22 protein-coding genes and 3 pseudogenes are annotated in these 24,250 nt (G+C 59.0%); 20 read left to right on the forward strand and 5 right to left on the reverse strand.

The window, feature by feature from the left end; translation table 11 throughout:
• Nucleotides 1-358 precede the first annotated feature (358 nt).
• The 18 genes and pseudogenes from G7066_RS17890 (at nt 359) to G7066_RS08895 (ending at nt 17,848) form a co-directional block, all read left to right on the forward strand.
• Entirely contained in the window at nt 359-736 is a 378-nt protein-coding gene (locus tag G7066_RS17890; RefSeq protein ID WP_425280770.1) for a helix-turn-helix transcriptional regulator, read from the forward strand.
• 222 nt (nt 737-958) lie between these two features.
• A complete protein-coding gene (locus G7066_RS08820) occupies nt 959-1,909 on the forward strand; it encodes a bifunctional DNA primase/polymerase (RefSeq protein ID WP_166330523.1) in 951 nt (316 codons plus the stop codon).
• Complete coding sequence (locus G7066_RS16100; protein WP_341873782.1) at nt 1,902-2,555, forward strand: DUF2637 domain-containing protein; 654 nt, start codon at nt 1,902-1,904, stop codon at nt 2,553-2,555. The genes G7066_RS08820 and G7066_RS16100 overlap by 8 nt, the downstream gene beginning before the upstream one ends.
• Nucleotides 2,513-2,641 (forward strand): helix-turn-helix domain-containing protein, encoded by a 129-nt coding sequence (locus G7066_RS17895; RefSeq protein WP_425280722.1) that lies wholly within the window; start codon nt 2,513-2,515, stop codon nt 2,639-2,641. Before G7066_RS16100 ends, G7066_RS17895 begins: the two co-directional genes overlap by 43 nt.
• The gene (locus G7066_RS08830; RefSeq protein ID WP_166330525.1) at nt 2,638-3,174 is read left to right on the forward strand and encodes a hypothetical protein; all 537 of its coding nucleotides are present in this window, start codon (nt 2,638-2,640) and stop codon (nt 3,172-3,174) included. The genes G7066_RS17895 and G7066_RS08830 overlap by 4 nt, the downstream gene beginning before the upstream one ends.
• Before the next feature lie 62 nt (nt 3,175-3,236).
• Nucleotides 3,237-4,076, forward strand: a complete 840-nt coding sequence (locus tag G7066_RS08835; protein WP_166330527.1) for a hypothetical protein — start codon at nt 3,237-3,239, stop codon at nt 4,074-4,076.
• Nucleotides 4,073-5,131, forward strand: coding sequence for a ParB N-terminal domain-containing protein (locus tag G7066_RS08840; RefSeq protein WP_166330529.1), 1,059 nt, complete (start codon nt 4,073-4,075; stop codon nt 5,129-5,131). Before G7066_RS08835 ends, G7066_RS08840 begins: the two co-directional genes overlap by 4 nt.
• Nucleotides 5,132-5,183: 52 nt before the next feature.
• Nucleotides 5,184-5,885: a hypothetical protein gene (locus G7066_RS08845; protein WP_166330531.1), complete on the forward strand. Its 702-nt coding sequence runs from the start codon at nt 5,184-5,186 to the stop codon at nt 5,883-5,885.
• Nucleotides 5,886-5,910: 25 nt separating this feature from the next.
• A complete protein-coding gene (locus G7066_RS08850) occupies nt 5,911-6,609 on the forward strand; it encodes a M23 family metallopeptidase (protein WP_166330533.1) in 699 nt (232 codons plus the stop codon).
• Nucleotides 6,606-6,875, forward strand: coding sequence for a DUF6112 family protein (locus tag G7066_RS08855; protein WP_166330535.1), 270 nt, complete (start codon nt 6,606-6,608; stop codon nt 6,873-6,875). Before G7066_RS08850 ends, G7066_RS08855 begins: the two co-directional genes overlap by 4 nt.
• Nucleotides 6,876-6,993: 118 nt before the next feature.
• Nucleotides 6,994-7,263 carry a DUF6112 family protein gene (locus tag G7066_RS08860; protein WP_166330537.1) on the forward strand — a complete coding sequence of 90 codons (270 nt, stop codon included), beginning with the start codon at nt 6,994-6,996 and terminating at the stop codon, nt 7,261-7,263.
• A 37-nt stretch (nt 7,264-7,300) separates the two neighbouring features.
• On the forward strand, nt 7,301-8,674 hold the full coding sequence (locus tag G7066_RS08865; RefSeq protein WP_166330539.1) for a conjugal transfer protein TrbL: 1,374 nt from the start codon (nt 7,301-7,303) through the stop codon (nt 8,672-8,674).
• Nucleotides 8,675-8,686: 12 nt separating this feature from the next.
• A pseudogene (locus G7066_RS08870) lies at nt 8,687-10,140 on the forward strand (SCO6880 family protein).
• A gap of 58 nt (nt 10,141-10,198) precedes the next feature.
• On the forward strand, nt 10,199-10,702 hold the full coding sequence (locus tag G7066_RS08875; RefSeq protein WP_166330541.1) for a hypothetical protein: 504 nt from the start codon (nt 10,199-10,201) through the stop codon (nt 10,700-10,702).
• Nucleotides 10,699-12,179 (forward strand): annotated as a pseudogene (locus G7066_RS08880) (ATP-binding protein). The gene G7066_RS08875 and the pseudogene G7066_RS08880 overlap by 4 nt, the downstream one beginning before the upstream one ends.
• A 573-nt stretch (nt 12,180-12,752) precedes the next feature.
• Nucleotides 12,753-15,344, forward strand: a complete 2,592-nt coding sequence (locus tag G7066_RS08885) for a hypothetical protein (RefSeq protein WP_166330543.1) — start codon at nt 12,753-12,755, stop codon at nt 15,342-15,344.
• A 164-nt stretch (nt 15,345-15,508) separates the two neighbouring features.
• Nucleotides 15,509-16,075 (forward strand): hypothetical protein, encoded by a 567-nt coding sequence (locus G7066_RS08890; RefSeq protein ID WP_166330546.1) that lies wholly within the window; start codon nt 15,509-15,511, stop codon nt 16,073-16,075.
• A pseudogene (locus G7066_RS08895) lies at nt 16,072-17,848 on the forward strand (type IV secretory system conjugative DNA transfer family protein). Before G7066_RS08890 ends, G7066_RS08895 begins: the two are co-directional and overlap by 4 nt.
• 15 nt (nt 17,849-17,863) lie before the next feature.
• Here G7066_RS08895 and G7066_RS08900 read toward each other — a convergent pair.
• The 5 genes from G7066_RS08900 to G7066_RS08920 form a co-directional block, all read right to left on the reverse strand.
• Nucleotides 17,864-19,038 (reverse strand): IS3 family transposase gene (locus G7066_RS08900; RefSeq protein WP_166330482.1). Its coding sequence is split into 2 segments (ribosomal slippage): nt 17,864-18,759 and nt 18,759-19,038, totalling 1,176 coding nucleotides; the frame shifts between segments, so codons are not numbered across the junction.
• 57 nt (nt 19,039-19,095) lie between these two features.
• Complete coding sequence (locus G7066_RS08905; protein WP_244302854.1) at nt 19,096-20,130, reverse strand: recombinase family protein; 1,035 nt, start codon at nt 20,128-20,130, stop codon at nt 19,096-19,098.
• A gap of 14 nt (nt 20,131-20,144) precedes the next feature.
• Nucleotides 20,145-21,125, reverse strand: a complete 981-nt coding sequence (locus tag G7066_RS08910) for an ATP-binding protein (RefSeq protein ID WP_166330548.1) — start codon at nt 21,123-21,125, stop codon at nt 20,145-20,147.
• On the reverse strand, nt 21,122-21,508 hold the full coding sequence (locus G7066_RS08915) for a YraN family protein (RefSeq protein WP_166330550.1): 387 nt from the start codon (nt 21,506-21,508) through the stop codon (nt 21,122-21,124). Before G7066_RS08915 ends, G7066_RS08910 begins: the two co-directional genes overlap by 4 nt.
• A gap of 116 nt (nt 21,509-21,624) precedes the next feature.
• On the reverse strand, nt 21,625-21,948 hold the full coding sequence (locus G7066_RS08920) for a DUF2469 domain-containing protein (RefSeq protein WP_166288524.1): 324 nt from the start codon (nt 21,946-21,948) through the stop codon (nt 21,625-21,627).
• Nucleotides 21,949-22,344: 396 nt separating this feature from the next.
• Between G7066_RS08920 and G7066_RS16105 the strand changes: the two genes are divergently transcribed.
• Both G7066_RS16105 and G7066_RS08930 read left to right on the forward strand, forming a co-directional pair.
• Complete coding sequence (locus tag G7066_RS16105) at nt 22,345-22,674, forward strand: hypothetical protein (protein ID WP_244302855.1); 330 nt, start codon at nt 22,345-22,347, stop codon at nt 22,672-22,674.
• Nucleotides 22,671-24,080 carry a DNA polymerase Y family protein gene (locus G7066_RS08930; protein ID WP_244302856.1) on the forward strand — a complete coding sequence of 470 codons (1,410 nt, stop codon included), beginning with the start codon at nt 22,671-22,673 and terminating at the stop codon, nt 24,078-24,080. The genes G7066_RS16105 and G7066_RS08930 overlap by 4 nt, the downstream gene beginning before the upstream one ends.
• Nucleotides 24,081-24,250 lie beyond the last annotated feature (170 nt).

Here is a 24,250-nt window from a genome sequence, read left to right on the forward strand (position 1 = left end):
GCTCGGTCCGAACGTACTGATTGAGGTTGCACCTAAGGATTCAGTGACCTACTCAGTTGTGACTCTCGACATAGATTACTTCGTTGACCAAGTCTTTTGGCGATACTCTGCCCGCGTAAGCGACCGCCTTGACGCTGCGGAGCTCGCGACCAAGCTTTACCCGCAGTTATTCCAGGTGATCCGTATCAACCATGAATCGCTAAAACAAGTACTTCCAGAACTAGATGAGCTTGTCGATCTGAGCATTTCTGGCAAGTTTACGGAGCGATTCAATCGCATGCAATCATTGTGGTTTGGTATTGCCGATTTGCTCGCTCCTTACGTGGCGACTACTCAAGTTGAAGCACACAATTCTGACATGAGGCATGTGAGAATAGCATCCACCGCTATACGTCGGTTTGCTCCGCTTCGAGCTGATGTCCAAGCAGCCGCGTATCTTTTGCGGAGTGCTCCCGCAAAAGCTTGGACTCTGCAAGATCTGGCAGAGTCAGTTCATCTATCGAGGTCTCAACTACAGGTAGTGTTCTTCGCGTCTATGGGGAAGACTCCGTTCGAGTATCTAAAGATGGTTCGGGTGGAGTTGATGGCGAAATACCTTCGGGAGAGTCAACTCTCGGTCGAGGCAATTGTTCGACTGGTAGGCTGGCGCAGTCGTTCTCACGCAGCCAGTTCGTTTCGTCAACTCATGGGCATGAGTCCGAGTGAATATCGGCGGTTCAGAGCGCACCTGTTGTGATCGTATAAAGCCGGTCGTGATCTGTATCTCACGGAAAATAACGACCGCCGTTCCTCAAATCGGCACAAGTGGGTCACGCTTGATATAAGCAGGTACGTCGTTGTCCCTCATAACCGCCCTAACAGCACGAGACTGATCGTCCGTTTATGGGGTTCTTGACCTACCTATCGCTCGCATAGGTCGTTCGCATAGTGCGTTGACCCGTCGAACGGAGGTCGAGTCGTGAGTGCACACGATGATTCGAGGCTGCGCCATTATGCTCTGCTTGATTTGCTCGGTCGTGAAAACAGACTGCCTGATGCCGCTGCGTTGTTGGCTCGTCATGGCGTACCCGTATTTCCATGCTTGCCGGGCACGAAGAAACCGGCGGTGAAGCATGGTTTTCTCGCTGCAACCACCGACGTTGAGCAAGTTCAAGAATGGTGGGGTCGGTGGCCCAATGCGAATCTGGCGGTTCCGACCGGTGATGCGTCCGGTATTGATGTGGTTGATGTTGATCGGAACTCAAACAACGACGGGATGCTGGCTTTTTCGAGGGCTCGACGCACTGGGCTTCTTGCTGGGTGGGCAGCGCTGGTAAGAACACCGTCAGATGGGCTGCATGTGTACTTTGTGACTGATCCTGATCGTCCGCAGCGCTCGTGGCAAGCTGCTCCAGCGCACATCGATTTTCGAGGGAACGGCGGATATGTAGTAATTCCGCCTTCCAGGGTGAACTACTCAGACGGCAGTTCCGGGCAATACGTGTTACGGGCCCAGAGCCAGGCACCGACATTGCCAGTTGACGGGACAGCGCTTCGGAAGTTTCTGGTGCCGGAACGACAAAAGCGCGCTGGCTTCAACAATCAGCAACGAAGGCACTCATCAAATAATTTCGCGGGGCTTGTCGCGCAGCTGGCCGTGCAGCCGGAGGGAAACCGTAACGGGTTTCTTTTCTTTGCTGCGTGCCGGATGGTTGAGGCGGGTGAACCCCGGCAGGAAGTGTACTCATTGCTTGGTCCCGCCGCTGAACAGGCTGGGCTTGAATATCAAGAAATCGGCGCAACTATCGAATCTGCCTATCGCCATACACAACCTCAGCATTCTGAACGTCGTCATCGGGCGAAACCACCGCCGGTTACGGAAAGCCGTCTCTACCGGCCCCAGTCTGAACGGGGGCAGGTGATTGCATGAGCGCTCTACAGGTATCTGCTCGGGGATACGGGCCGCCGTGTGTGCTGCCGAGGTCGGCACGGTCCTACTTGCTGCTGCCGCCTTTGTGTTGAGCTTTACGACGCTGCGTGACCTCGCACAGCGTGCCGGCGTTGAGACGGGCCTGGCTTGGTTATGGCCGTTGATCGTTGACGGCATCATTGTGGTTTCAACTGTGAGTGTGTTTGCGCTTGCTGGCACCAGAGTGGTGTGGTATCCGTGGCTTCTTCTTGTTGCCGGTTCCTCGGTGTCCGTTACGGCAAACGCGATTCATGCGGTGGTTGCAGCGGAACCTGGCGTACCGCCGCTGCTTGCAGAAGCTGTGGCGGCAGTGCCACCTATTGTGTTGGTCGCCTCAACTCATCTCACCGCGATCCTCATCAGGCACAGCCGAACCGTCTACACCGCAGCTTCCCACAACCACCTCCCCGAAAACGAGGAACCTGCCCCTGCACCACAAACATCTGATCCGCAGCCGCCGGTTTCACACCAAATCCCCAACCTATCTCTCATCCGCCCCTCGAAGAAACAGCGCCCACTGGTACTTCCCCGTCTCTGCCGGAATCGTCAACGGCTGACCCAGCGGTGCGGCGCGAAATCGCCACTCAGTTGCGTCTCGAAGGTTTGAATAATGCTCAGATCGCCAGGCTGCTGGGTGTGAACCGCAGCACAGTCGGACGCTGGGAACTCACCGAACAGGAACACATACTATGACGCACACCAAAACCTCACCCAATCTGCCACACTCGGATGCACTCGAGCCGTGGCACTTAAACTCATACCAACTCCCGCCACACCTTGAACTTGTCGACACCGAAGTAGTTGAGGGCGAGTTCATCTATGACGTTGAACCGCGCACTATCGGTAGGCGTACGGAATGGTTCATCTACGCGACCCTGGTCGAGGACGCTCCCGCGCAAAACGTCAGAGAGCTTGAGTCAAGCGTGGAGATCAGCGATGAAACGCCGCTACCTCTTGAGGATGCGTCGGTACCAGAATCAGAGCGCCCGGTTGGGGTGCGGGTGCAGTGGAAGCGTCCGACCGAACTCTTTGCAGAGTTCGGTGCCTACGCGGCAGGCAAAGGTATGGACTTCACAGCAGCGCTGTCAGAACGCCTCGTCAAACGAGCGTCCACCCCAAACAAGCAATCTGCACCCACCCAGCCGACCTTTGAACGTTTGAACCCATACGCGAATCACGATTACCGAGCACATACACCCGCGTCGCCAGAGACAATCCACCTGTAGTTCGGCCGGTGGCCGGTTTTTGGGTCGGGTTTCGCACATTACTGCCAGGAGGTGCAGTCATTATGAATCCGAAATCTACTGTTCCAGCGTTTGAAACGCCCGAGGGGTTGCGGGCGTTGCTGATCCGTCTGCATGAGACCGGGCGGGGCTCGTGGCAGCACGATGCCGAAGCGCACGACCTCGCGCATTACACAGCCCACCGGTATGCCAGGCTTGCGAAAAAGCATGGCCTTGATCCTTGGGAAGCGGCAATTATCGCGTTTGAAGCGATGCTGCAGGAATCAACACGAACCGCCAATAACCCGTGGGCGGCCGTCACAAAAGTTGTGAAGCTGAAGTGTTACTACGAGGAACGCGCGCAGGGGTTGTTGTGCTCGGTTGATACTGCCAGCGATAACGCTTCGACGCTGCATGATGCTGAACGGTTCGCCGACCGCGACCAAGCCCTCCTCGAATACCACACAGCACTTCATACACCGCATTCATTCTTCGACACCGAAGTTGATACTGATCAGATGCCTGGCCCGGTCACTGAGGCAATGACGAACGCGACAACAGTGTTTGTGTTGCTCGGTTGGCCGCTTGCGCAGGCACAAGAAACTATCGAGTACATTTGTCTGACGCTTGCTCGAATGGGGAACCGGTTATCGGCGATTGAGTCGTTGCGGCGTGATACTCGGGCACGAGCCATGCTCGATATCAGCCGCAAATCTTGGAACGCCGCAATCCGAATAATGTTGGGAACCCCGAATGCCGCGTATAGCGCGACGAATCAAGGTCGAGGCCTGCTCATGCGACTCGTGCTCAGTGAACCACTCGAATCGGTGTTCGCTGATGACGATCTCGTACGTAGATTATCGATTGCTGCACCAGCCTCGCTCATAGTGAGTGGTTTGCCATGAGTGAGGACTACGGCATTCAGCTTGACCGGGCACTCGACTCACTCCGCATTCCTGACCGGTATCGCACCGATCTTGGTGATCTGGAACTCTTGGCCGAGTCGATGCGTGACCGTGGTCTCTTACAGCCGCCAACGGTCACTCCGGAAGGAATTGTGCTGATCGGTGCTCGCCGAGTTGCCGCCGCACGTCTGTTGGGTTGGAAAGTGATTGGTGTGTGGGTGCGCTCCGGCCTCTCAGACCGTGTCGGTTTCTTGATCGCCGAGCACGCCGATCATTCCACCCATAAACCCCTCAATCCGATTGAAGCGGCGGGTCTCTACCGAGAACTGAAAGCGGTCTTTGCGGAAGCCGCAGCACTTCGCGAACAAGCCACTTGGTTTGGACACAATGACAGTGCTGAGGGGTTCGGGGTGGGTGATTCACCCACCCCGAACCCCTCAGCCGTTCTTGCCGGTCGTCCGCGAGAGCAAGCTGCACGTCTGGTGACTGGACGTGATTCGTCGCAGATGCTTGAACGGGTGTGCCGCATTGAAGATCTCGCCGCCGACGATGATGCTTCCGAACAGGTGCGAGCGCAGGCACAGGCTGAGCTTGAGCTCATTCGCAATGGTGCGGGCGTGCATCTCTCGCATCTGCGGATGAGCACCGCGCTCACTCTCGAACAACTCGATCTGATTGCTGCGAACGACACCGAGCCTGAAGCGGTACGAGGACAAGCGCGAAAGGAGGCGGTGTCGGTGCGGCAGTCTGATGCGAAGGCCGTCGAGATGGAGCGTCTCGCAAAACTTGCCCTACAGCGAGTGAAGGTCAACAAACGCCAAAAACCTGCTGCCGAGTGTCCGCGTCCAGTATCGGCGGCGCCCACACAGTTCTATAGTGCACGCTCATTTCTTGCTGTGTGGGGTGACCTTGCGGATTGGTGGCTGCGCTATGACCTGGAGCAGATTGCGCGGGAGCTCAGCGACGAAGACATCGATCAGTTCTTGCGCGTCGTCGAGGGGAGTCGTCATTTTGCTGACCAGCTCCAAGCGGCCCGGAGCGCACTCGCAGCATAAGCTCGCGCTACCCGCATGACGGTTTTGGGGAGGTCTCACGCACCTTCCCAGCATGAGACGCCCAACCGATCCGCTGTCACCGCGAACACTCCCCCGCTGGAAGCTCACCGCCTTCGTGGGCGGGGCTGTGCTCGGCCTGGTTTTCGCGGCAACCGCGACCATTGGTCTTCTCATCGGCCCACCCGACACCACGATTTCCCCAGCCGTTGAAAACACCCGCTCTCCGGCCACAATCTCACCAGGTGCACGGCAATCGGCAACTCCGGCGATGCTCTCGCCCGTTGTGTCAACGGCGGATGCGGAGCAGTTCGCCAGGTCGGCAGCAGAAACCTTATTCGAGTGGGACACCTTGCAAGGCTTTCAACCCCGTGACTATGCGCAGATAATTGTTGATGCAGGCGACGCGGACAGCGGAGAGCTCAACGGGCTCGCCGAAGATACGAGCAACTACCTCCCGTCGCAGGCGGCGTGGGTCGAATTGCAGAAGTACGAGACGACACAGTCCTTACGCATTGACCGGTTATGGGTGCCTGAGCGGTGGCAAGACGTGCTCGATCAGGCCCGCGACGGTGCGATTCTTCCGGGCACTGTCGCATACACCGTCGAAGGCATGAGACTGCGCACCGGACTCTGGGACGGCGACGTTGTTGAAACCGCGCATCCGGTGTCGTTCACCCTCTTTGTGGTGTGCAAGCCAAGCTACACAACGTGTCGCCTGCTGAGGCTGTCAGCGCTCGATACGCCGCTCCAGTAGCGCTCATAAGAATGAGGGGTACGGAATGAAAGTTGCAGCATGGTTTGCAGCAGTGGTGCTGGCTATCGGGCCAGGGGTGGGTCTGCTTGGTATCGCCAGCATTGCCACCCCACCCGGCACAGTCGCTTGCGCAGGCCAACCGACTACTTCTAACGGTGACACCACGGTTGCCACAGAGAAACCGTCAGAGTCGGCATCGGTTGTGTTCCCGCTCCCAGCAGGAACGTGGGTGCGTACCGACGGGTTTGGTCCACGAGATTTTGCGGCGAACCAGTTCCACACCGGCACGGACTTTGCCGCAGCCGATGGCACCCCGATTTTGGCCGCTGCGGACGGGATTGTCACTGTTGCTGAGTTCTCCGCCATGTGGGGTGGCCTGATGGTGATTGAACATACGATCAACGGGCAAACGCTCGCGACAGCGTATGCGCATATGTGGCAGAACGGCATCTTTGTGTCTCCCGGTCAGAAAGTGCAGGCTGGGCAGCACATTGGTGCAGTCGGAAGTTCAGGGCTGAGCACCGGCGCACATCTACATTTCGAGGTGCGACCGGGAGGCTCCTTCCAGCCCGCCGTCGATGCCGAGCCGTGGCTCGCCTCTCTCGGAGCTATCGACCTCGGTTCCCCCGGAGGCAAGCCCGAGGCCGACTGCACACCCGCTGCTACAGAATCACCAACGAGAACAGCCAGCGCTGTCGGTATTTCGTCGGAGGGTTTGTTGTGAATGTATTTCCTGATTTCGGGAGTATCACAGGGCTTCACTCACTGCGTGAGGTGGTGGGTGCCGCGCTGATGTTCGTACTTGTGGTGAGCGTGCTCATGCTCGTAATTTCGGCTGTCGCCTGGGGTATTGGAACGTGGTCTGGTAGCCCGCAGGTCTCGACCAAGGGCCGTGTCGGGGTGCTTGTTTCGCTCGGCGGTGCCCTCATGGCGGGTGCGGCGATGACGATAGTGAACGTGCTGATCAACTACGGCAACACTCTGAGCTGACTACTCGCCGTCGCACACCTGTTTCCCCGGTCATCCGGTTGGGCTGTGGCGGTTTGGGCGCTGGGAGTGCACCTCTTTAGTGTCCACCCACCGTTGCCATTGACAGGAGCTTTACGCTGTGATCGATATTGACCCCAACTCAACAGGCCTCCCCGGCGTTGAAGCACTCAAGTTGATTGTCGGGGCCGTGATGACCTTCGGTCTGATTCTCTCTGCCCTTGGCATCATCATCTCGGCCGTTGTGTGGGGTATCGGCGCGAACTCCTCCAATCCGAGCTTGTCAGGCAAAGGAAAAATTGGGGTGTTGATCTGCTGTGGCGCGGCAGTGCTCTGCGGTGGCGCAGTCACGCTCATCAACTTCTTCTGGGACGTCGGGCAGTCAATCTGATGACGCTCATGATCTGTTTCAAATCAAGGATTCGCTCATGAGTTTGTGTGATCAGCCGATTCTCTCGGCCATCTGTGACGCAGCGGACGAAACCGCTGCGATGGTGGCCGCCGCCCCCATCCAGTGGATCGCGAACGCTGTCGGGGAAACCGCCGCCTGGTTTATCGAATCACTCTGGTCCGTGTTTGAAGCGACCACCCTGGTCGATGTCACCAGCGGAGAATACATCGCCGTCTATAACCTCATTTTTGGTATTGGAATCACCATTTCCCTGCTGCTGTTCTGCTTCCAGCTCATCACCGCCGTCGTCAAACGCGAAGCCGGAGGCCTCACCCGCGCGGGCCTGGGACTTGGCAAAAGCGTCCTCGGATCATTCGTCGTCATCAGCCTCACCGCACTGGGCCTTTCCATCGTTGATCAGTTGTGCGTCGGCATCGTGCAGGCCACCGGGAACTCAGTGGCCACCATGGGTGACAAGATCCTCATCCTCACCACCGCCCTCACCACGCTCAACGTCTCATCTCCTGGCGTGGGCGCAATCGTGACGTTGTTCCTGGGCGGACTCACCATCGCGGCGGGCGCAATCGTCTGGTTTTCACTCCTGGTACGCAAAAGCCTGCTGCTGCTCGCGATAGCGCTCGCCCCGCTCGCCCTCGCCGGGTCTTCCTGGGATGCCACGAAAACGTGGGCGTCGAAGTGGCTGATGTTTGTGATCGCATTGATCGCATCAAAGCTCGTGCTGACGGTCATTCTCTTGGTCGCCGTATCGCAGTTGTCAGTGCCTATCGCGCTCGATATTCAAGCACTCACGGACCCACTCGCAGGGATTGTGCTGCTTGCGATTGCCGCGTTTGCGCCCTACATGACATATAAAGCAATCTCGTGGCTTGGCGTCGATTATTACCATGCAATGTCTACCGAGTCCGAAGCGAAGCAGGCGCTCAACCGTCCTGTTCCTGTGCCAAACCGGCTGCCCGGTAACCTCGGCAGTCTCGGTAAACCTCTCGGTGACAACGGAAGCAGCGGGAGCGGTGGTGGCTCGGCTGCGAAACCACCCACACCCGGCCCTGCTACCGGTGGCGGCGCAGGGAGCGGAGCTGCCGGTGGGGCAGGAGCCGGTACAGCGGGTAGCGGCGCTGGGGCCGGTGCTGCAGGTGCCGGGGCAGCAGCTGGACCTATCGGGATCGCTGCCGTTGTCGCCGTTGGCGCGGCCACGGCAGGCCCGAAACTTGGCAACGCACTCGCTGGGCAAGCAGAAGGCCACCAGGATGCCGCATCCGGCCCCAGCGAAAACACACCACCACAGGCTCCGCCGTCGGCTCCTGGGCGTATGCCACCTCCACGCGCACTTCCACCCAGTTCCGACTCAGGGAACACCCCACCGGCTCCCCCAGCCACACCGACAACGTAAGGAACGTCTGTCATGTCGTCGTCTCACGATTTCTCGCTCGCACCCGTGCAATTCTCCCGCCTCACCCGACGCGGCATCATGCTCGGCCTCTCCCTCTCACAACTCATCGTCCTCGGCACTGGTCTCTTCGTTGCGGTAGCCGCGCTCTACACAGCAGGCGGGGCCGGCCTGCTCTGGACATCCCCCATCTGGGGATTGTGTGTGGCTGTCGCTACGGTGCCGATCAGTGGGCGGCGGGCAACCGAGTGGGCACCAATCGTCTTCAGGTGGCTGCAACGAAGGGCTACAGGGCAGACCGAGTACCGACGTAATCTCATGCGCCCACGCCCCGCAGGCACCCTCGCGCTCCCCGGAGACGCGGCGGCGCTTCGGGAATGGGTTGATCAGGAGACCGGGGCTGCAATGATTCATGATCCTCACCAGCAGTTCCTCACCGCAGTGCTTGCCGTGTCGCACCCCGCGTTCGTACTGCTCGACCCAGGAGACCAGCAACGCCGCGTGAACGGGTGGGGCCGGGTGCTCGCCTCCGCGTGCCGGTCCGGCAGAATCGGCAAAATCCAAGTGAGTGAGCGCACCGTTCCTGACTCCGGCTCAGGACTCGCACAGTGGTGGCACGACCACGGCACCCACGACGGCTCCTGGGCCGCAACCACCTATGCCGACCTCATCGACCGTGCCGGACCCGCCGGAGAACGACACCAAACACTCGTATCGCTCTCGCTCGACATGAAAGCCGCGGCTCGCGCAATCCGCACCTCCGGCGGTGGCATTCGCGGAACCGCAGAGGTACTCCGACAAGAAATGACAACGTTCATCACCGCAATCCGTTCCGCTGACCTCACAATCGGTGGATGGCTCACCCCAGGCGAGATCGCCCTCGTCCTCCGAGCCGCCTACGATCCCTCAACCGCTGCTGCGCTCGAGAGGCACGGCGAGGTCGGGCGTGAACTGGCGACCGCCGGCCCAGTCGCGGTCAGCGAACGATGGGACCAACTGCGTTCAGACTCAGCCTGCCACACGGTGTTGTGGATTAGTGAATGGCCGCGCAGCCAGGTCTATCCTGGGTTCCTCTCCTCACTGATCCTGTCCACGGGGATTTTGCGGACGATCTCGTTGCATTATCTGCCCGTGCAGGCAGAGCGCGCGGCGCGTGATATTCGCCGAAAACGCACTGAACTCATCTCCGACAAAGCGCAACGGCAGAAAATGGGGCAGATTGAGGATGCCGCGGTCGCCGCCGAATATACCGACATCCTGCAGCAAGAAGCTGACCTCTCGGCAGGTCACGGACTTGTCCGTGTCACCGGCCTCATCTCGATCACCGCCCCACACCAGAAGAGCTTGAAGCGGCTGTCGCCGCTGTCGAGCAGATGGCGATCCAGGCATCCTGCGAAACCCGCAGACTCGTCGGCCAACAAGCCAGAGCATTTGCTGCATGTGCGCTCCCACTCGCCCGCCCCATCTAACCGACCTCATCGACAGCCACCCCCTTCACTAACCGAGTAGAACCGTTCAGGAGCTTTAATGTCTGATTCAGCCCCACAACATCACGCAGCTTCAGTCGCTTACGAAGCGTTGAAAGACCTGGCACATACTGTTCGCGAAGCCCCTCCAGCCGAGCTATATTCGCTCACCGGCGAACTTCTTGGGATCACCCGGGTGCTACCCGATGTGCTCCGAAAGGTAGGGGTGCTCGTGTTGGCGAGAAGCGAGGACGCAACGCTCGACTCGATCTCGTCTGGGCACTCTGCCCGCACTGAAATTGAAGCTGCTGCGCGACATCTCATTGCGGCATCGGAGTTCATCGACGCGGCACAATCTCGTCTCGATCACGCCGCGCAACACCTTTCAGAACTGGCATGGCCTCCCCAGCCCACACACGCCCGGCAAACCGCACAACGTGGTCTCGCCGCAACCGCGCAACGTTCCGACCTCGCAGCCGCCCAAACAGTTCGGCTTTCTGACCTGGCTGCACCAAGCGAACGCTACACCCCTCCGGCGCAACACGGCACAGGTCTCACCCGATGAAAGAAGAACGGCTGCACACGAGCGTGCTCGTCACGCCCGATGCAGAGCGGCGACGTTTACGGAAAGAACGAAAACGAGCCGCCGAACAACTCACGCACCAGGCCCGCACCCGTGCTTTCACCGAAAAGAAAACCCGATTCGAAGCCGAACGTGAAGAGCAACGAAACACGATCTATCTCCCCGCAGCGGGAGAACCCGGCCCACAGATGCTGCGCACGCCGGGCAAGTTTCGTCTCCCGAAGCATCAAGATACATCTGCCGTGATAGCCGGGCACTACCCGTTTCTCGCAGAGGCCGGTTTAGGGGCAGACGGTTCGTTTATCGGGCAAGACCTCTACTCTGGAGCAAGCTTTGTGTATGACCCGTGGGTACTGTACGCGCAAGGCGTGATTACCGCCCCAACATCGTTGTTGCAGGCATCGTCGGCTCCGGAAAATCAGCCCTCGTAAAATCCCTCTACACCCGAGCACTCCCCTTCGGCAGGCGCGTCTACATTCCAGGCGATCCCAAAGGCGAACACTCACACATCGCAGAACTCGTCGGCGGCAAAGCAATCGTCCTCGGGCGTGGCCTCCCCCAACGACTCAACCCCCTGGACGAGGGATACCGTGCGTCGGGCCTCAGCGACCAAGACTGGGCCACCCAGGTGAACGGGCGCAGGCGTGAACTCATCGGCAGCCTCGCCGAAACCATGCTCACACGCCCCCTCTCACCACTCGAACACACCAGCATCGACCACGCCCTCAACACAGTCATGCTCACCCACACAACCCCGGTACTCCCCCACATCGTCGATCACATCCTCAACCCCACCATCGACCCAGCGCTACCAGATGACGAACGACTCAAAGAAGACGGCAGGCAACTCGGTCACGCCCTCAGACGCCTCGTATCAGGCGATCTCCAAGGCGTATTCGACGGCCCGAGCACCGTGACGTTTGATCCCAGCCTGCCAATGGTCAGTCTCGATCTCTCACGCATGGTCGATAACGCGGCTCTCACCTCAGTGTTGATGACCTGCTCGTCAGCGTGGATGGAATCAGCCTTACTCGATCCCCATGGCGGGCAACGATACGTGGTGTACGACGAAGCATGGCGACTCATGGCCTACCCAAGCCTGCTACGACGTATGGATCAACAATGGCGACTCGCCAGGCACTACGGCATCGCCAACGTCCTCGTCTTCCACAAACTCACCGACCTCGACAACGTTGGTGACCAAGGGTCAGCCATGCGCGCAATCGCATCCTCACTCCTCTCAAACGCCGAAACACGAGTGATCTACCGACAAGAATCCGATCAGCTCGGAGCCACCGCGCAAGCACTCGGACTCACCGGAACCGAACAGTCGCTGCTCCCGAGCCTCGGCATCGGACAGGGACTCTGGAAGATCGCCGGACGATCATTCTTAACGCAACATCAGCTACATCCGGCAGAGTTCGAAGCCTTCGATACTCGCTCGAAGATGCTCAACTGAGCAAGTTCGTAAGCACCTTGTCCAGCAATTTGTCCTCCACATATGTGAATTGCTCGTTATCCGCGCTAGTCCGTACTTTTACGGCCCCGTTGCCTTTCTGGGTCACTGTGACCGTTACCGTTGCGGCCCACCCTTCACGAGGCTCGTACACTTTTGACGCAGATACGTTCCAAGTCTTGCTACGTCTCAACAACCCCTCGGTGGTATCTGGCTCGCGCAATGTACCGCTCTCAATAGCCAACTTCACTCTTTGCGAGAATTTATCAGCCGGGGTCATCATTTGTCTCCATGCGTTGTCAAATTGGTACAGCTACGCTGATTTTGGCATGATTCTATCTCCGCCATTCTTCAGCTCAACAAGTCATTGTGAAATTCGCTCCGCACCTGCTCTTTAGGCCGTCGCCAGTCCGGCGGTGGCCCTTCTTCTTTACGGAATTCAGGAGCGCAATAATGTCCTTTACCTTCACTCGTCCACCGGATGATCTACCAAGTGCAGACTTGCAGAATCGCAAATTGTGCAGCCAGTTCGTCACTGGGCTCCTGGCGTTAATCCTGCTCGTATCAGGTTTGATCATGCTGCCAAGCCCTCCCGCTCAGGCCGCAACACTTGGAGTGGGTTACGGGAACGAGCAACTGTGGCTCGGTAGCTTCTCATCGAACGGGAGGCAAGCGTACTGCATGGATATTGATGCGCTGCCACCGTTCGGAAACACTCAGCATCCAGAGCTACAAACCACACTCGATAACCTGACATCTGTTCAGCTTGCGCAACTCAACTACACGATGGGGCGTTGGGGCGAAAGCCTCGATCCAGCGATTACTGCTGCAGTGCAGTTGTTCGTGTGGGATGTCGCAGATCACGAAACCTATGTGAGTCGAGGTGGTGACGGGAACTACATCACTTGGGCTCCCGCTGAAGGACGAAGCACAGTGTTAGCGAATTTGGCGGTGATGCGGAGCGAAGCTGCGGCCAATGCGGTTATGAACCCGTCTGCTTCAGCGAGTATCGAGATGAGTGATCAGTACAACGGGCAACTCACGATCGCTACCCTGCCTGCTTCGTTACAGGGGACGGCGACGCTCACGAATGCCACGTTTGAGAACGGGGCAACGACGGCGACACTCGGTGCTGGCACACACCGCATCCTCGGTACTCCATCGGAGGGTGCGCCTGAGTATCGCATTGGTGCATCGTTCTCTGCCCAGGCCGCTGGTCTCGGGGCTGGCGTGGATTTGTTTTACACTCCTGGCGAGCAGCGCATTCTCGGGACGGCATCGTTTGAACCGGTAACCGCAACCGCTCAGACCCCGATGATTCCGCTTGATTTTCAGCCAGAGATCACCACACAGGTCAGCGCAAAGTTCGTGGCTCAGGGTGACCCGTTTGTAGACGGCGTGACGGTACGGGTGACCAAACATAGCTGGATCGCGGTAAATGGCAGCCCGATCGCTATCGAAGCGGTCGGCAAACTGTACGGCCCGTTTGATGAGCAACCCGCCGAAGCCAACGCACCCCCTGCCGGAGCACCGCTTGCAGGTACTGAGCAACTGACCCTCACCGGTCCGGGCACCTATACCTCGCCTGGCACGATTATCGCGCCCGAAAGTGGGTTCTATACCTGGGTGTGGTCCATCAGTAAAGAGGCGCAGGGCGCGAACTCGAAATATCTCACCGCGTCGTTCACGGACAAGTTTGGTCTGGTCCCTGAGACAAGCGTCACACCGTTTCGGCCTGAAGCCGTATCCAAAGCGAATCAGAAGCTCGTAAAGCCAGGAGACGCGGTCACTGACACAATTACGGTGTCATCTACGAACGGGCGCTGGCTCAAACATGACGGTGTGTTCATTCCGGTCACATTTGAAGGCACTGCCTATCAGGTGCCTGGCACGTTGCCGCCGTCACAGAACGCCGCGATCCCGGCGGATGCTCAGGCCGTTGCGTCTGCCACGGTAACGGCAACCGGCCCAGGCGTGTATACGAGTTCTGAGGTGGTGGTGCCTGCTGGTGGGTTTGTGACCTGGGTGTGGGAAATGAAGAAACAGTCACAACCGGTGTGGATACAGCCGTATCTCGCTGCGGACTGGGCCGATGACTACGGCATCACAGTCGAGACACATTCGGTGCGCTGGCCGATCCAGATCGTGTCAGAAATCAAAGAATACAACGTGCATCTCAAAGGAGGCCGGGCCTTCGACCGCATTGAGATGACCGGATTCCCGGACAACCACGGCACTTTCACCGGCGACGGCTATTGGAACGCCGACGTTGACGAGGTGACACACACTGTCTACGGACCATTCACAACCGAGGATGAACTCACGGACTCACTTGATCTTGCGACGGCTCCGACCCTCACGTCGATCACGACACCGGCACGTAATGGCACTTACCAGTTGGGATACACGGCGGAGGATGCGATCAAGCCGGTGAAGCCTGGCTATTACGTCATCGTCAGTGTGTTTGTGGGTGATGATCGGGTGCAACCGTTTATGAGTTCACCGGCGGATATTCGGGAACGGTTCTTTGTGCCGGGTGATCGCCAACCGGTCACGGTGATTACGCAGGCCACACCCGAGGTGCGCGTCGACGAGCCGTTTGAAGATCTCGCCCTGGTGCAGGGCACCGACATCCCCGAGGGCGCGTATCTCCAGTTCCGCGCCTACGGCCCGCAGGCTCCAGGCGAAACACCGGTCTGTGACACACCGTTTTTCACCAGCGACAAGATAGCGGTCACGCAGGCAGGGATCTACCACTCCGGCACAACAACAACCAACACTGCGGGCAATGTCTACTGGGTCGAAACGCTCTATAGCGCCACGGGCAAGGTGATCGCAGAAGGCACATGTGGCGCACCCGGCGAAACCACCGTGGTGTTAGGACAGGCAGAGGCCGTCACGGTGGTGACGAACGAGGTCGTACCTGGCGCTATCGTTGCACCGAAACTCGCGGACACCGGCAGTAACAGCCTCCTGCTGCCGTTCCTTCTCACGGTGAGTGTTGCGTGCGTTGCAGCCGCGATCATGTTGTTCTCCCGGCGACGGACATCACAACTCGGCACCGACAGCGATGACAGTGGTGACGACGACGATTCGGATGACACCGAGAGCGATCTTCCCCACGATGTTAGAGAGGACGGTGATGTGATCGACACGCTCCTGAAGTAACCCCCACTATTCCGCCACTGGGAGGTGGGAGAGCACCGTTGTGGTTCTCTCCCACCTCCCTTTATGTTTTCAAGACTTTCGGGGGTGTTTCTACACCTCACAGGCATGATCATTACTAATCCGCTCGTGCCAGTGATTCTGTTTCTCCTTCTGGTGGTGTGCGTATGAAGCCGCGCCAAGCCCCGACGGTTCAGCGGGAGACCACACCGAAGGTCCCGGTGCAATTTCCGCTCGTGGAGATGCGCGTGAATGACGACGGCACGATGAGCGTGCGCCTTGACGGTGCGCTATATACCCCGCCGCCCCACGCTCCAAGCTTTCGGCGCGAGTCGTTCTCGGGAGTACTCGACGCGATCACTGCGCGTCTGGCCTCACCCGTGAAGGTCGTCGTATCGGAGTGCGACGGCACCACGTTCACCGACATCGTTATCCCCCGCCAACGACCAGTCGCTTCCGCCAATACAGTAGCCGAGCCTTCTCCACCACCCTCAGATTTCTCTGCACCGCCTTCGGGGGCTGTCTCGCCGGTCGTGCCACCGGTTCCGGTCACGGGGTCTGGGTTTCTTGCTGGCGAGGACGTTGCTATTGCGGTGATCGTCTCACACTGCGGCGTGTCCCCCAACGGGCAGGTCACCGCGTTGATCCCGCCGGAGTTTTTTCCGCACCTCCAGAACCTGCTACTCATCGGTCGCATCTCTGGCACAATCCAACAACCGAAAGCTGCATCATGAGTGCGGGTCGGCAGGTCGGCGGCTACGGAAACGAACTCACCAACATCGCAATGGTCGGACTTGCCGCACTGTTTCTCCTCACGGGCGTGCTCCGTCTTGCTGGAACTCTGACAGCTTGGGTGACCGCTACGCCACAACCTGCGTCGGGGCTGTCTGCTGGTGTGGCGGTGTTGTTCTCACCGGGCACACCAGGGACCGCGCTGAACGCTCCGAACCTCAACCCGGTCATCTACTGGTGCATCGCTGTCCTCCTGCTCGCAAGCATCGTGGCGCTCGGGGTCTGGGTCTGGCTACTGATACGCAAGTTACAGGAGCATCAGGCGAACAACCCGCACAAGATCGTCGGCATCGCCACTCGCAGCGAGATCACGGCGCAAGCCTCAGACAAAGCATTACTGCAGCGCGCACAGCACCTCAGAGCATCCCTGTCTGAACCGCAAGCCACCGATGTCGGGTTCCACCTGGGAGCATCACAGGGGAAACCCGTCTGGGCATCAGTGGAGGACTCGATCTTGGCGTTGGGGAGTCCGCGCTCCGGGAAGGGGCTGCATATCGCGATCAATCTCATTCTGGATGCCCCCGGCGCGGTACTCACTACCTCAACCCGGCCAGATAATGTTGCCGCAACCATCCATGCCCGCAAGCGAGATGGCCGCCCGGTGGCGGTGTTTGATCCGCAACGCCTCGCCGCTGGAATATCAGCAGGGCTGCGTTGGAGTCCTATCAGGGGCTGCACCGATCCACTGACGGCGATGATTCGTGCCGCAGGTCTTGCGTCAGCGACCGGCCTCAGCGCCGGGGGTGTGGAGTCGGGTGGGTTTTGGGAGGCGAAAACCCGCGTCGCACTTCAGGCGTTACTGCACGCCGCCGCCCTTGATGAACGTACCCCGTCGGAGTTGTTTCGGTGGACGCTTGATCCCACCGCTGCGGCAGAGGCCGTCGCCATCCTGAACAGCCACCCGGACGCAGCAGCAGGGTGGGGCGAAGCATTGGGCGGGGTGATCGATGCTGATCCGCGCACCCGTGACAGCATCTGGCAGGGAGTCGCCTTAAGTCTCGCCGCCCTCGCAGACCCTCGTGTGCTTGATGCGGTATCGCCTGGCCCCGGTGAGATGTTTGACCCGGCGACGTTTCTTGCTCAGCGCGGCACACTGTATTTGCTCGCAACCGGGTCAGGAGCCGGCGCGTCAGCATCCCTCGTAGCAGCCCTGGTGGAGGATATCGTTGAGGTCGCCCGCCGCCAGGCCGCGCTTTCCGCGGGGGCGAGGCTCGATCCCCGCTCGCGTTGGTGCTGGATGAGATCGCGAATATTTCTCCGTTGCCGTCCCTTCCGACCCTTATGGCGGAGGGTGGCGGTACTGGGATTACGACGGTGCCGATCCTGCAATCGCTCGCGCAAGCACGCGAGAAATGGGGAGATGACTCGGCCGGAGCGATCTGGGATGCGTCAATTGTGAAGATCATTCTCGGCGGCGGTTCAAACACCCGCGACCTCCAAGACCTTTCGGCACTGCTCGGTGAGCGTGACGAGTTCACTGATTCGGTGACGATGGGGGCCTACGGTGACCGGTCGAGCCAGCGCTCAATCCGGCGCGTCCCAATCTTGCCGCCCGAGAAAATCCGCACCCTCCCTTTCGGGACCGGCATTATCCTGCTCCGTTCAGCCCACCAATCATGACCACGCTGAGGCCGTGGACGAAACGTACCGACGCACCCCAACTGAGGACTGATCGCGCACTCGTCGAAACACAGTTGGGTCTGCTGAAGCTTTGATTGACTCGGGTTTCTTTACGCCGCGAGTGCGACGCTGCCTATATTAACAACCTCAAACTCGACCGGGGTCAACTTCCCTAACCCACGCTGGCGACGCTTGCGATGATACTTCCCCTCAATCCACGCCACGATCGCGAGACGGAGCTCGAGTCGTGTTTCCCACACTTTCCGGTCGAGCACGTTTTTCTGCAGCAACGAGAAAAAACTCTCCATCGCCGCGTTGTCTCCGGCCGCCCCTACACGCCCCATCGACCCCTGCAGCTGATGATTGGTGAGCGCGTGTTGGAAGCTCTGCGAACGAAATTGACCGCCCCTGTCCGAATGCACAATCGTCCCCTGGGGATACCCGCGCTGCTCGACCGCATTCTCTAACGCTGTCACGGCAAGGGTCGCCCGCATTCGGTCACCGATCGAGTAGCCCACGATCCGGTTCGACCACACGTCTTTCACCGCGCAGAGATAGAGTCGACCTTCCTTCGTCCAGTGCTCCGTAATGTCCGTAAGCCATAACAGGTTGGGCTGTTCGGCTGTGAACTCACGCTCGACCAGATCATCGCCCACCGGCGCGCCAGCTTGGGCGTTACGGCGCTTACGTTTCGTGATTACCGACCGGATTCCTGCGACATGACACAGCCGCCACACGCGCCGTTCTGACAATTCATAGCCACGATCCTGGAGCTCGTCAGCGAGGAAACGGTACCCGTACTCGGGGTCCTCCGCATGAATCTCGCGCAACACCTCGATGAGATGCGCCTCTTCGAGCTCACGGTTCGACTGGGGCCGTTTCACCCATTGGTAGTACGCCTGCTTCGTAAACCCCAGCACCCTACACGCCACCGCAACAGGCACCCTCACCGGGGTGCCTGCCGCAGCCATTTCACGGACGAGCGGGAACACTATTTTGGGGGCGTGATGTGAATCTGCGACAGATACGCGGCCGCCCGACGCAGCACCTCGTTCTCTTGTTCGAGGAGGCGGTTACGTTTGATGAGTTCTCGAATCTGGGCGTCTTCTTCTCGTGTCACTTCGGTTGCGAGGGGCAGGCCGCGCTCGGTCCGGTCTGCGTCGGTCACCCATTTCGAGAGCGCTGATTTCGAGATGCCGAGGTCTTTGCAGATCTGCGACTGGGTAGCGCCTTGCCTGACGAGCGCAACGGCGTCGTTTCTGAACTCTTCCGAGTATTTAGCCATGGTTGATATCCTCCCAGCCAGTCCCTCGGAACTGGCGGACGAGAGTCAACCAAAGCTTCAGCAGACCCCCCAGGGTTTTCGGGTTTTGGATGTCTTAGCTTGTTCCAGTATCCGACAAACACGCAACCAGGTCGCCCGATCGCACACCGGCTCTTGTGAAATGACTGGTTCCCCACTGGCATCTCGAGCTACGTAGTCAAGAAGATCTATCTTCACACCTCGTTGATGGTCAGGAACCTGCCGCATCCGATACCCGATCATCCGGGGAGAAACCAACGAACGGTAGATTGTCGCTTCGTACACGTATGCGCCCGAAGCCGTCGTAAGACCGTACTGGTCTTTCCAGTATCGCGCTATTTGTACCAAACTCTTTCCAGCCAGCACCATGTCAACTGCGTCTTTGAGAGCTTGATGCTCCACTGGGTGAGGAATCAATCGAATCCCTGTGCGTCCGAACTCATCTGTCACCCGAGGCCCAGCCGTCCAACCCAATGGCAATTTCCCACCATGATAAAAACCAGCCTCAGCAAGATGCCGTTTCGATGCCAACTGGCGTTCGCTCATTGAATCTGTCTCAACTTCGGCCAATAGCGCTTTAATCCCCGTCACTAGCTTCGCTCCTGCCGTCGCCGTGTTCAGTTCATCGGCACTATCTTGATGAGATCGAAGTATGACGTTGGCGCTCTGACAATCAGCGATCCATTCAATGCACTGTGCGGCGATTCGATTGGTTCGGTCGAGCTTCCAGAATGCAATTGCTTTCACCTTCTCCGCACCTATGTCAGATTTAAGTTGACGCCAACCTTTTCGGACGGTGACTGCAGACTTACTCGCCGAGTCGTTATCGATGTATTCTCCCATCACGGTCCAACCTCCCTCGACAGCCAACATCCGTGTGAGATCAATCCTCTGACGCTCAATCGCGTCTGCTTTGTCCTTGTGATACTTAGAAAGCCGTAGGTATAGATAGATCGGTTTCGTCCCTTCTACCGGCGTCTGAGGGCCGGTGTGAGCGAACGCAGAGTAGATTACGGTTCTAGTCGTGCGACCGGGTCTGGCGTTTGGGCCAGGACGGTGTTGTGTTGTTTTCATGTGCTCCTCCTTGGTCAGAAGGTGTACTTTCCATTCCTCGACTCGTCTAAAAACAACACACCGTGACAAGCCCTGGTGATAGCTCCTGGGCGCACTTCACTGCTTGACCCACCGCCGATCAGGGCGGTCTTTGAAGCGGTGTGGTGGGGGCTCTCAAACGGCGGTCGCTGAACCAGACCAGTGAGCGGAGACCCTTCCATTGATGCGATGCTGCTCGCCTCGATCGCTTCGTCGGAGGATAGGTCAGGCAGAATAGTGGGTAATCGGTTCGCCAGCATTGTTTTACCTGCTCCAGGAGGGCCAAGTAACGATATGTGGTGCCTGCCTGCGGCCGCGATGGTTAACGCTTCGATCGCGTCCGGTTGCCCAACAATATCGGCTATGTCGCCCGTGTCAGAGAGCATGTCACCACTGGCAGGAGCGGAGCTGCCCTGTTCCCCCGCACCCACATGAGGAAGCACGCACCACCCTTCTGATTCACCACGGTGCCAGGCAACAGCCCCGGCAAGATCTCGAACAGCAATAACCTCGATGTCTGAAACAAGGGCAGCTTCCGCACCGCCGCGTTCGGGCACCATCACCCGCTGAAACCCCAACTCTCGCGCCGCTACAGTTGCGGTGAGAAGCCCCGCGGGCCTACGCAGTTCACCGTCGAGCCCAAGCTCACCCAAATGAGCAATGGAAGATAACCGCTCTCGCGGGAGACGTTGCGACGCGGCGAGCGCTGACAGTGCGATAGCCAAGTCGAACCCGGAGCCCTGTTTTGGTAGAGCCGCCGGGCTCAGATTCACGGTGATGAAGCGGTCAGCAAGAGGCATTCCGGCCTGCGCCGTAGCCGTGCGAACACGCAACTTCGCCTCAGCAAGTGCAGTGTCAGGCAAACCGATAATTGCCATACCGGGTAACTGTTGAGAAACCGCTGCCTCAACAGTCACGACCGTTCCCTCGACCCCCGTCAGCGCGATCGAAGCCGCTCTACACACTTCACCATTCACGAGATACCTCGCAGGTGATCGATCCTGGGTCTGTCGTCACCGTGAAGCGTTACGCCGACGGCATCCACTCGAAGCCCTACGCCACGCTCTCCCGCAGCTCGCACCCAGTCGAGCAGAAGCCGCCTGAGTCGCGCCATTTTTTGCGTGGTAATCGCTTCTAGAGGATTTCCGTACCCGGTTCCACTGCGGGTTTTTACCTCGACCGCAACGAGAGTGTCTCCGTCTCGGGCGATGAGATCTAGCTCCCCGCTGCGGTTGCGCCAGTTGCGTTCCAGGATCCGAAATCCCAGTCCCTCCAAGTACCCCGCTGCGATGGCTTCTCCCCTGGCACCCAACTGCTGGTTGTGGGAATTTTTGGGTGAGTGTATTGCTGTGCGATTCATGGTGCACCTCCTGCACCCATCGTCGGGTGAAAAGGTGACTCACGGGGCTAAATACCCGGAATGTGGATAAGTAGTGAACGCACTCTCCAAATGCGGATTCTGTGAGCGAAGGTCGCTTACTCGTCGAGCGCGAGCTCTTGCGGCAGCGAGAATTCGCGTGCCGACAGCTCTTCAACGTTCACATCTTTAAACGTGAGCACACGAACTGATTTCACAAACCGATCAGCACGGTAGACATCCCATACCCAGACATCGGTCATGGAAAGCTCGAAATAGAAATCGCTACCCGCGTCTTGGCGCTGAAGCTCAACCTCATTGGCCAAATAAAACCGGCGCTCTGTCTCTACGACATACCGAAACTGGCTGGCAATGTCGCGATATTCGCGAAACAGTGTCAGCTCGGCTTCACGCTCGTAATCGTCTAGCTCTTCCTCGTTCATCCTAACCATCCTATCCCCGTCACCGGGTAATCGATCCGGGATTGACTTATTCGAACATATGTTCGAATATTGCTTCATGCATTCTTCATCGACCGTCCGTACGCTCCAGCAGCGCATCACCCAGATGCAACCGCTGAGGCTCGATGACAGCGCTCTCCCAACGGCCCCGGGACTGCGCCAGCTCTTCCCAGGTGGGGCACTGCGAAAGGGCGCGAGTTACTCAGTCCAGGGTTCAAAGCAGCTCGCTCTCTCTATGCTCGCCGCCTCATCGGCATCCGGCGCCTGGTGCGGCATCATCGGTTACCCGACGCTAGGTGCCGAAACAGCTGCGGCACTCGGGATTGCACTCGAGCGTTGCGTTTTAATCCCCAACCCTGGGGCCGATGCATTCGGACTGTGCGGGGCATTGAGCGAGATCCTCACCGTATTGTTACTGTTGCCCACAAGCTCCCCAGACAGGGCGATGTAGCTCGCATCGCCGCAAGGTTACGTGAGCACGGTGCCGCTCTAGTGGTCACGCACGAGTGGCCACAATCCGAGAGCACATTTCGCGTAACGGCGTCTCGCTGGAGCGGTTTGGGTGACGGTTTCGGTGCGCTTGAAGATCGTGAGGTCACTGTACAGGCTCAGGATCGGCGCGGCGTCACCTCACACACCGTGCATTTCGCGCACGGTAGCCTCGTCGATCCAGGTCTGGCCAAGCTCCACCGGCTGGTGCCGCAATGACCGCCGCGGAGCGTACACTGGTGTTCTGGGTGCCGGATTGGCCGATCCAGGCGTTCCTGCGGGATCAAGAAGAGGCGCCCGACCCCGCTATCGCACTTATCGCCCAGCACCGTGTGGTGGCATGTTCCCCTGCTGCACGCGTCGAGGGTGTGCGAATCGGCCTCCGCGAACGCGAGGCCCAGTCCAGGTGCCCCAGCCTCGTCGTGCACACGCACGATCCAGAACTTGACCTGCGTCGTTTTGCCCCAGTCGCTGCCGAGCTCGAACGGCTCGTGCCGGGAGTCGAGGTGCGGCGCCCTGGCCTGTGCGCTATGCGGGCACGCGGGCCAGCCCGTTACTACGGAAGCGAAGAACAAGCAGCAAACGCACTCATCTCCCTCGCCATAGAACTTGGATTACCCGATGCAGGGGTGGGAATCGCTGATGGTTTGTTTGCGGCAGAACAGGCTGTTCGGGAAACAACGAACTCCGCTCTGGTTGCTTCGCCGAGCGAGCGGGTCAGGATCGTGCCTCCTGGCAACTCTGCAGCCTTTCTCAGCCCCTTACCGGTAAGTCGAGTCACGAGCGAGAGTTTCGCCACACTGCTCGTTGGGCTCGGCATTCGGACGCTGGGAGCGCTCGCCGCTCTTCCGGAAGAGGCCGTGCAGCAGCGTTTTGGAACTGAGGGAGTCGCAGCGCATCGCCGCGCTCGCGCCGCAGACCCTAGCAACAGCGATAAGGCACAACCGCGCGTTCCTGCGCGTGAATTCAGTGCAGAGATCGCGTTCGAACCACCCGTCGATACCGCTGAGCAGCTCGGTTTTGCCTGTTCGGCGCTCGCGGAACAGTTTGTTGCAGGGTTTATAGCTGAGCATTTAGTTTGCACCGCGCTTCGTGTTGAACTCACCGACGACATCGGCGCACACCACGAACGCGAGTGGCTCCATCCTCGCCACTTCACCGCGGCTGATACTGTCGGCCGCATCCGTTGGCAGGCCGCAGCCATAGCCAGAGCGTCCGAACGCACCGGGGCTGGCATCACACACGTGCGCGTTACCCCTACACACACCGACCACGCCGCTGCCCACGAGCCCGGTCTCTGGAACAACGAGCCAGACGCTCGCGTACATCATCACCTGAGCCGCGTTCAAAGCAGACTCGGCCACACTGGCGTCGGCACAATAGAGCTTGCTGGAGGACGGCTACTCGCCGAGCGCCAACGTTTTGTTCCCTGGGGCACAACACGAGCTCAGAAACCAAGCCATCGAACATCAGCCGCTGCGCCCTGGCCTGGTGCAATCATTGGCCCCACCCCAGCCAGGTTTTTCCTGAGCCCCTCTCCGCAGAGCTTCTTGATGGTTCGGGGGACCCTGTGCACGTCGACTCCGAAGATCTCCTCTCCACTTCTCCTTGCAGACTGCGGATAAAGCAATACGCCGTGGATGCGCCCGTGGTTCACTGGTCGACACCGTGGGTGATTCGGGAACGGTGGTGGCAAAGCACCACCCCAGATTTAGGCTTCAAGTCCAACTTGCCGGAGATGACGCCTGGCTACTGTTTCAAGAGGGCCAGCGTTGGTTCGCAGAGGGACACTACG

Source organism: Leucobacter coleopterorum (genome assembly GCF_011382985.1).
Classification (GTDB): Bacteria; Actinomycetota; Actinomycetes; order Actinomycetales; family Microbacteriaceae; genus Leucobacter; species Leucobacter coleopterorum.

What these genes read in the sequence shown, in the direction of transcription:
- G7066_RS08930 (WP_244302856.1), top strand. Translation starts at nt 22,671, where the DNA reads ATGACCGCCGCGGAGCGTACACTGGTGTTCTGGGTGCCGGATTGGCCG.
- G7066_RS08920 (WP_166288524.1), bottom strand. Translation starts at nt 21,948, where the DNA reads ATGAACGAGGAAGAGCTAGACGATTACGAGCGTGAAGCCGAGCTGACA.
- G7066_RS08850 (WP_166330533.1), top strand. Translation starts at nt 5,911, where the DNA reads ATGAAAGTTGCAGCATGGTTTGCAGCAGTGGTGCTGGCTATCGGGCCA.
- G7066_RS08830 (WP_166330525.1), top strand. Translation starts at nt 2,638, where the DNA reads ATGACGCACACCAAAACCTCACCCAATCTGCCACACTCGGATGCACTC.
- G7066_RS08890 (WP_166330546.1), top strand. Translation starts at nt 15,509, where the DNA reads ATGAAGCCGCGCCAAGCCCCGACGGTTCAGCGGGAGACCACACCGAAG.
- G7066_RS08845 (WP_166330531.1), top strand. Translation starts at nt 5,184, where the DNA reads ATGAGACGCCCAACCGATCCGCTGTCACCGCGAACACTCCCCCGCTGG.
- G7066_RS17890 (WP_425280770.1), top strand. Translation starts at nt 359, where the DNA reads ATGAGGCATGTGAGAATAGCATCCACCGCTATACGTCGGTTTGCTCCG.
- G7066_RS08915 (WP_166330550.1), bottom strand. Translation starts at nt 21,508, where the DNA reads ATGAATCGCACAGCAATACACTCACCCAAAAATTCCCACAACCAGCAG.
- G7066_RS08875 (WP_166330541.1), top strand. Translation starts at nt 10,199, where the DNA reads ATGTCTGATTCAGCCCCACAACATCACGCAGCTTCAGTCGCTTACGAA.
- G7066_RS08835 (WP_166330527.1), top strand. Translation starts at nt 3,237, where the DNA reads ATGAATCCGAAATCTACTGTTCCAGCGTTTGAAACGCCCGAGGGGTTG.
- G7066_RS08865 (WP_166330539.1), top strand. Translation starts at nt 7,301, where the DNA reads ATGAGTTTGTGTGATCAGCCGATTCTCTCGGCCATCTGTGACGCAGCG.
- G7066_RS08905 (WP_244302854.1), bottom strand. Translation starts at nt 20,130, where the DNA reads ATGAAAACAACACAACACCGTCCTGGCCCAAACGCCAGACCCGGTCGC.
- G7066_RS08840 (WP_166330529.1), top strand. Translation starts at nt 4,073, where the DNA reads ATGAGTGAGGACTACGGCATTCAGCTTGACCGGGCACTCGACTCACTC.
- G7066_RS08885 (WP_166330543.1), top strand. Translation starts at nt 12,753, where the DNA reads ATGCTGCCAAGCCCTCCCGCTCAGGCCGCAACACTTGGAGTGGGTTAC.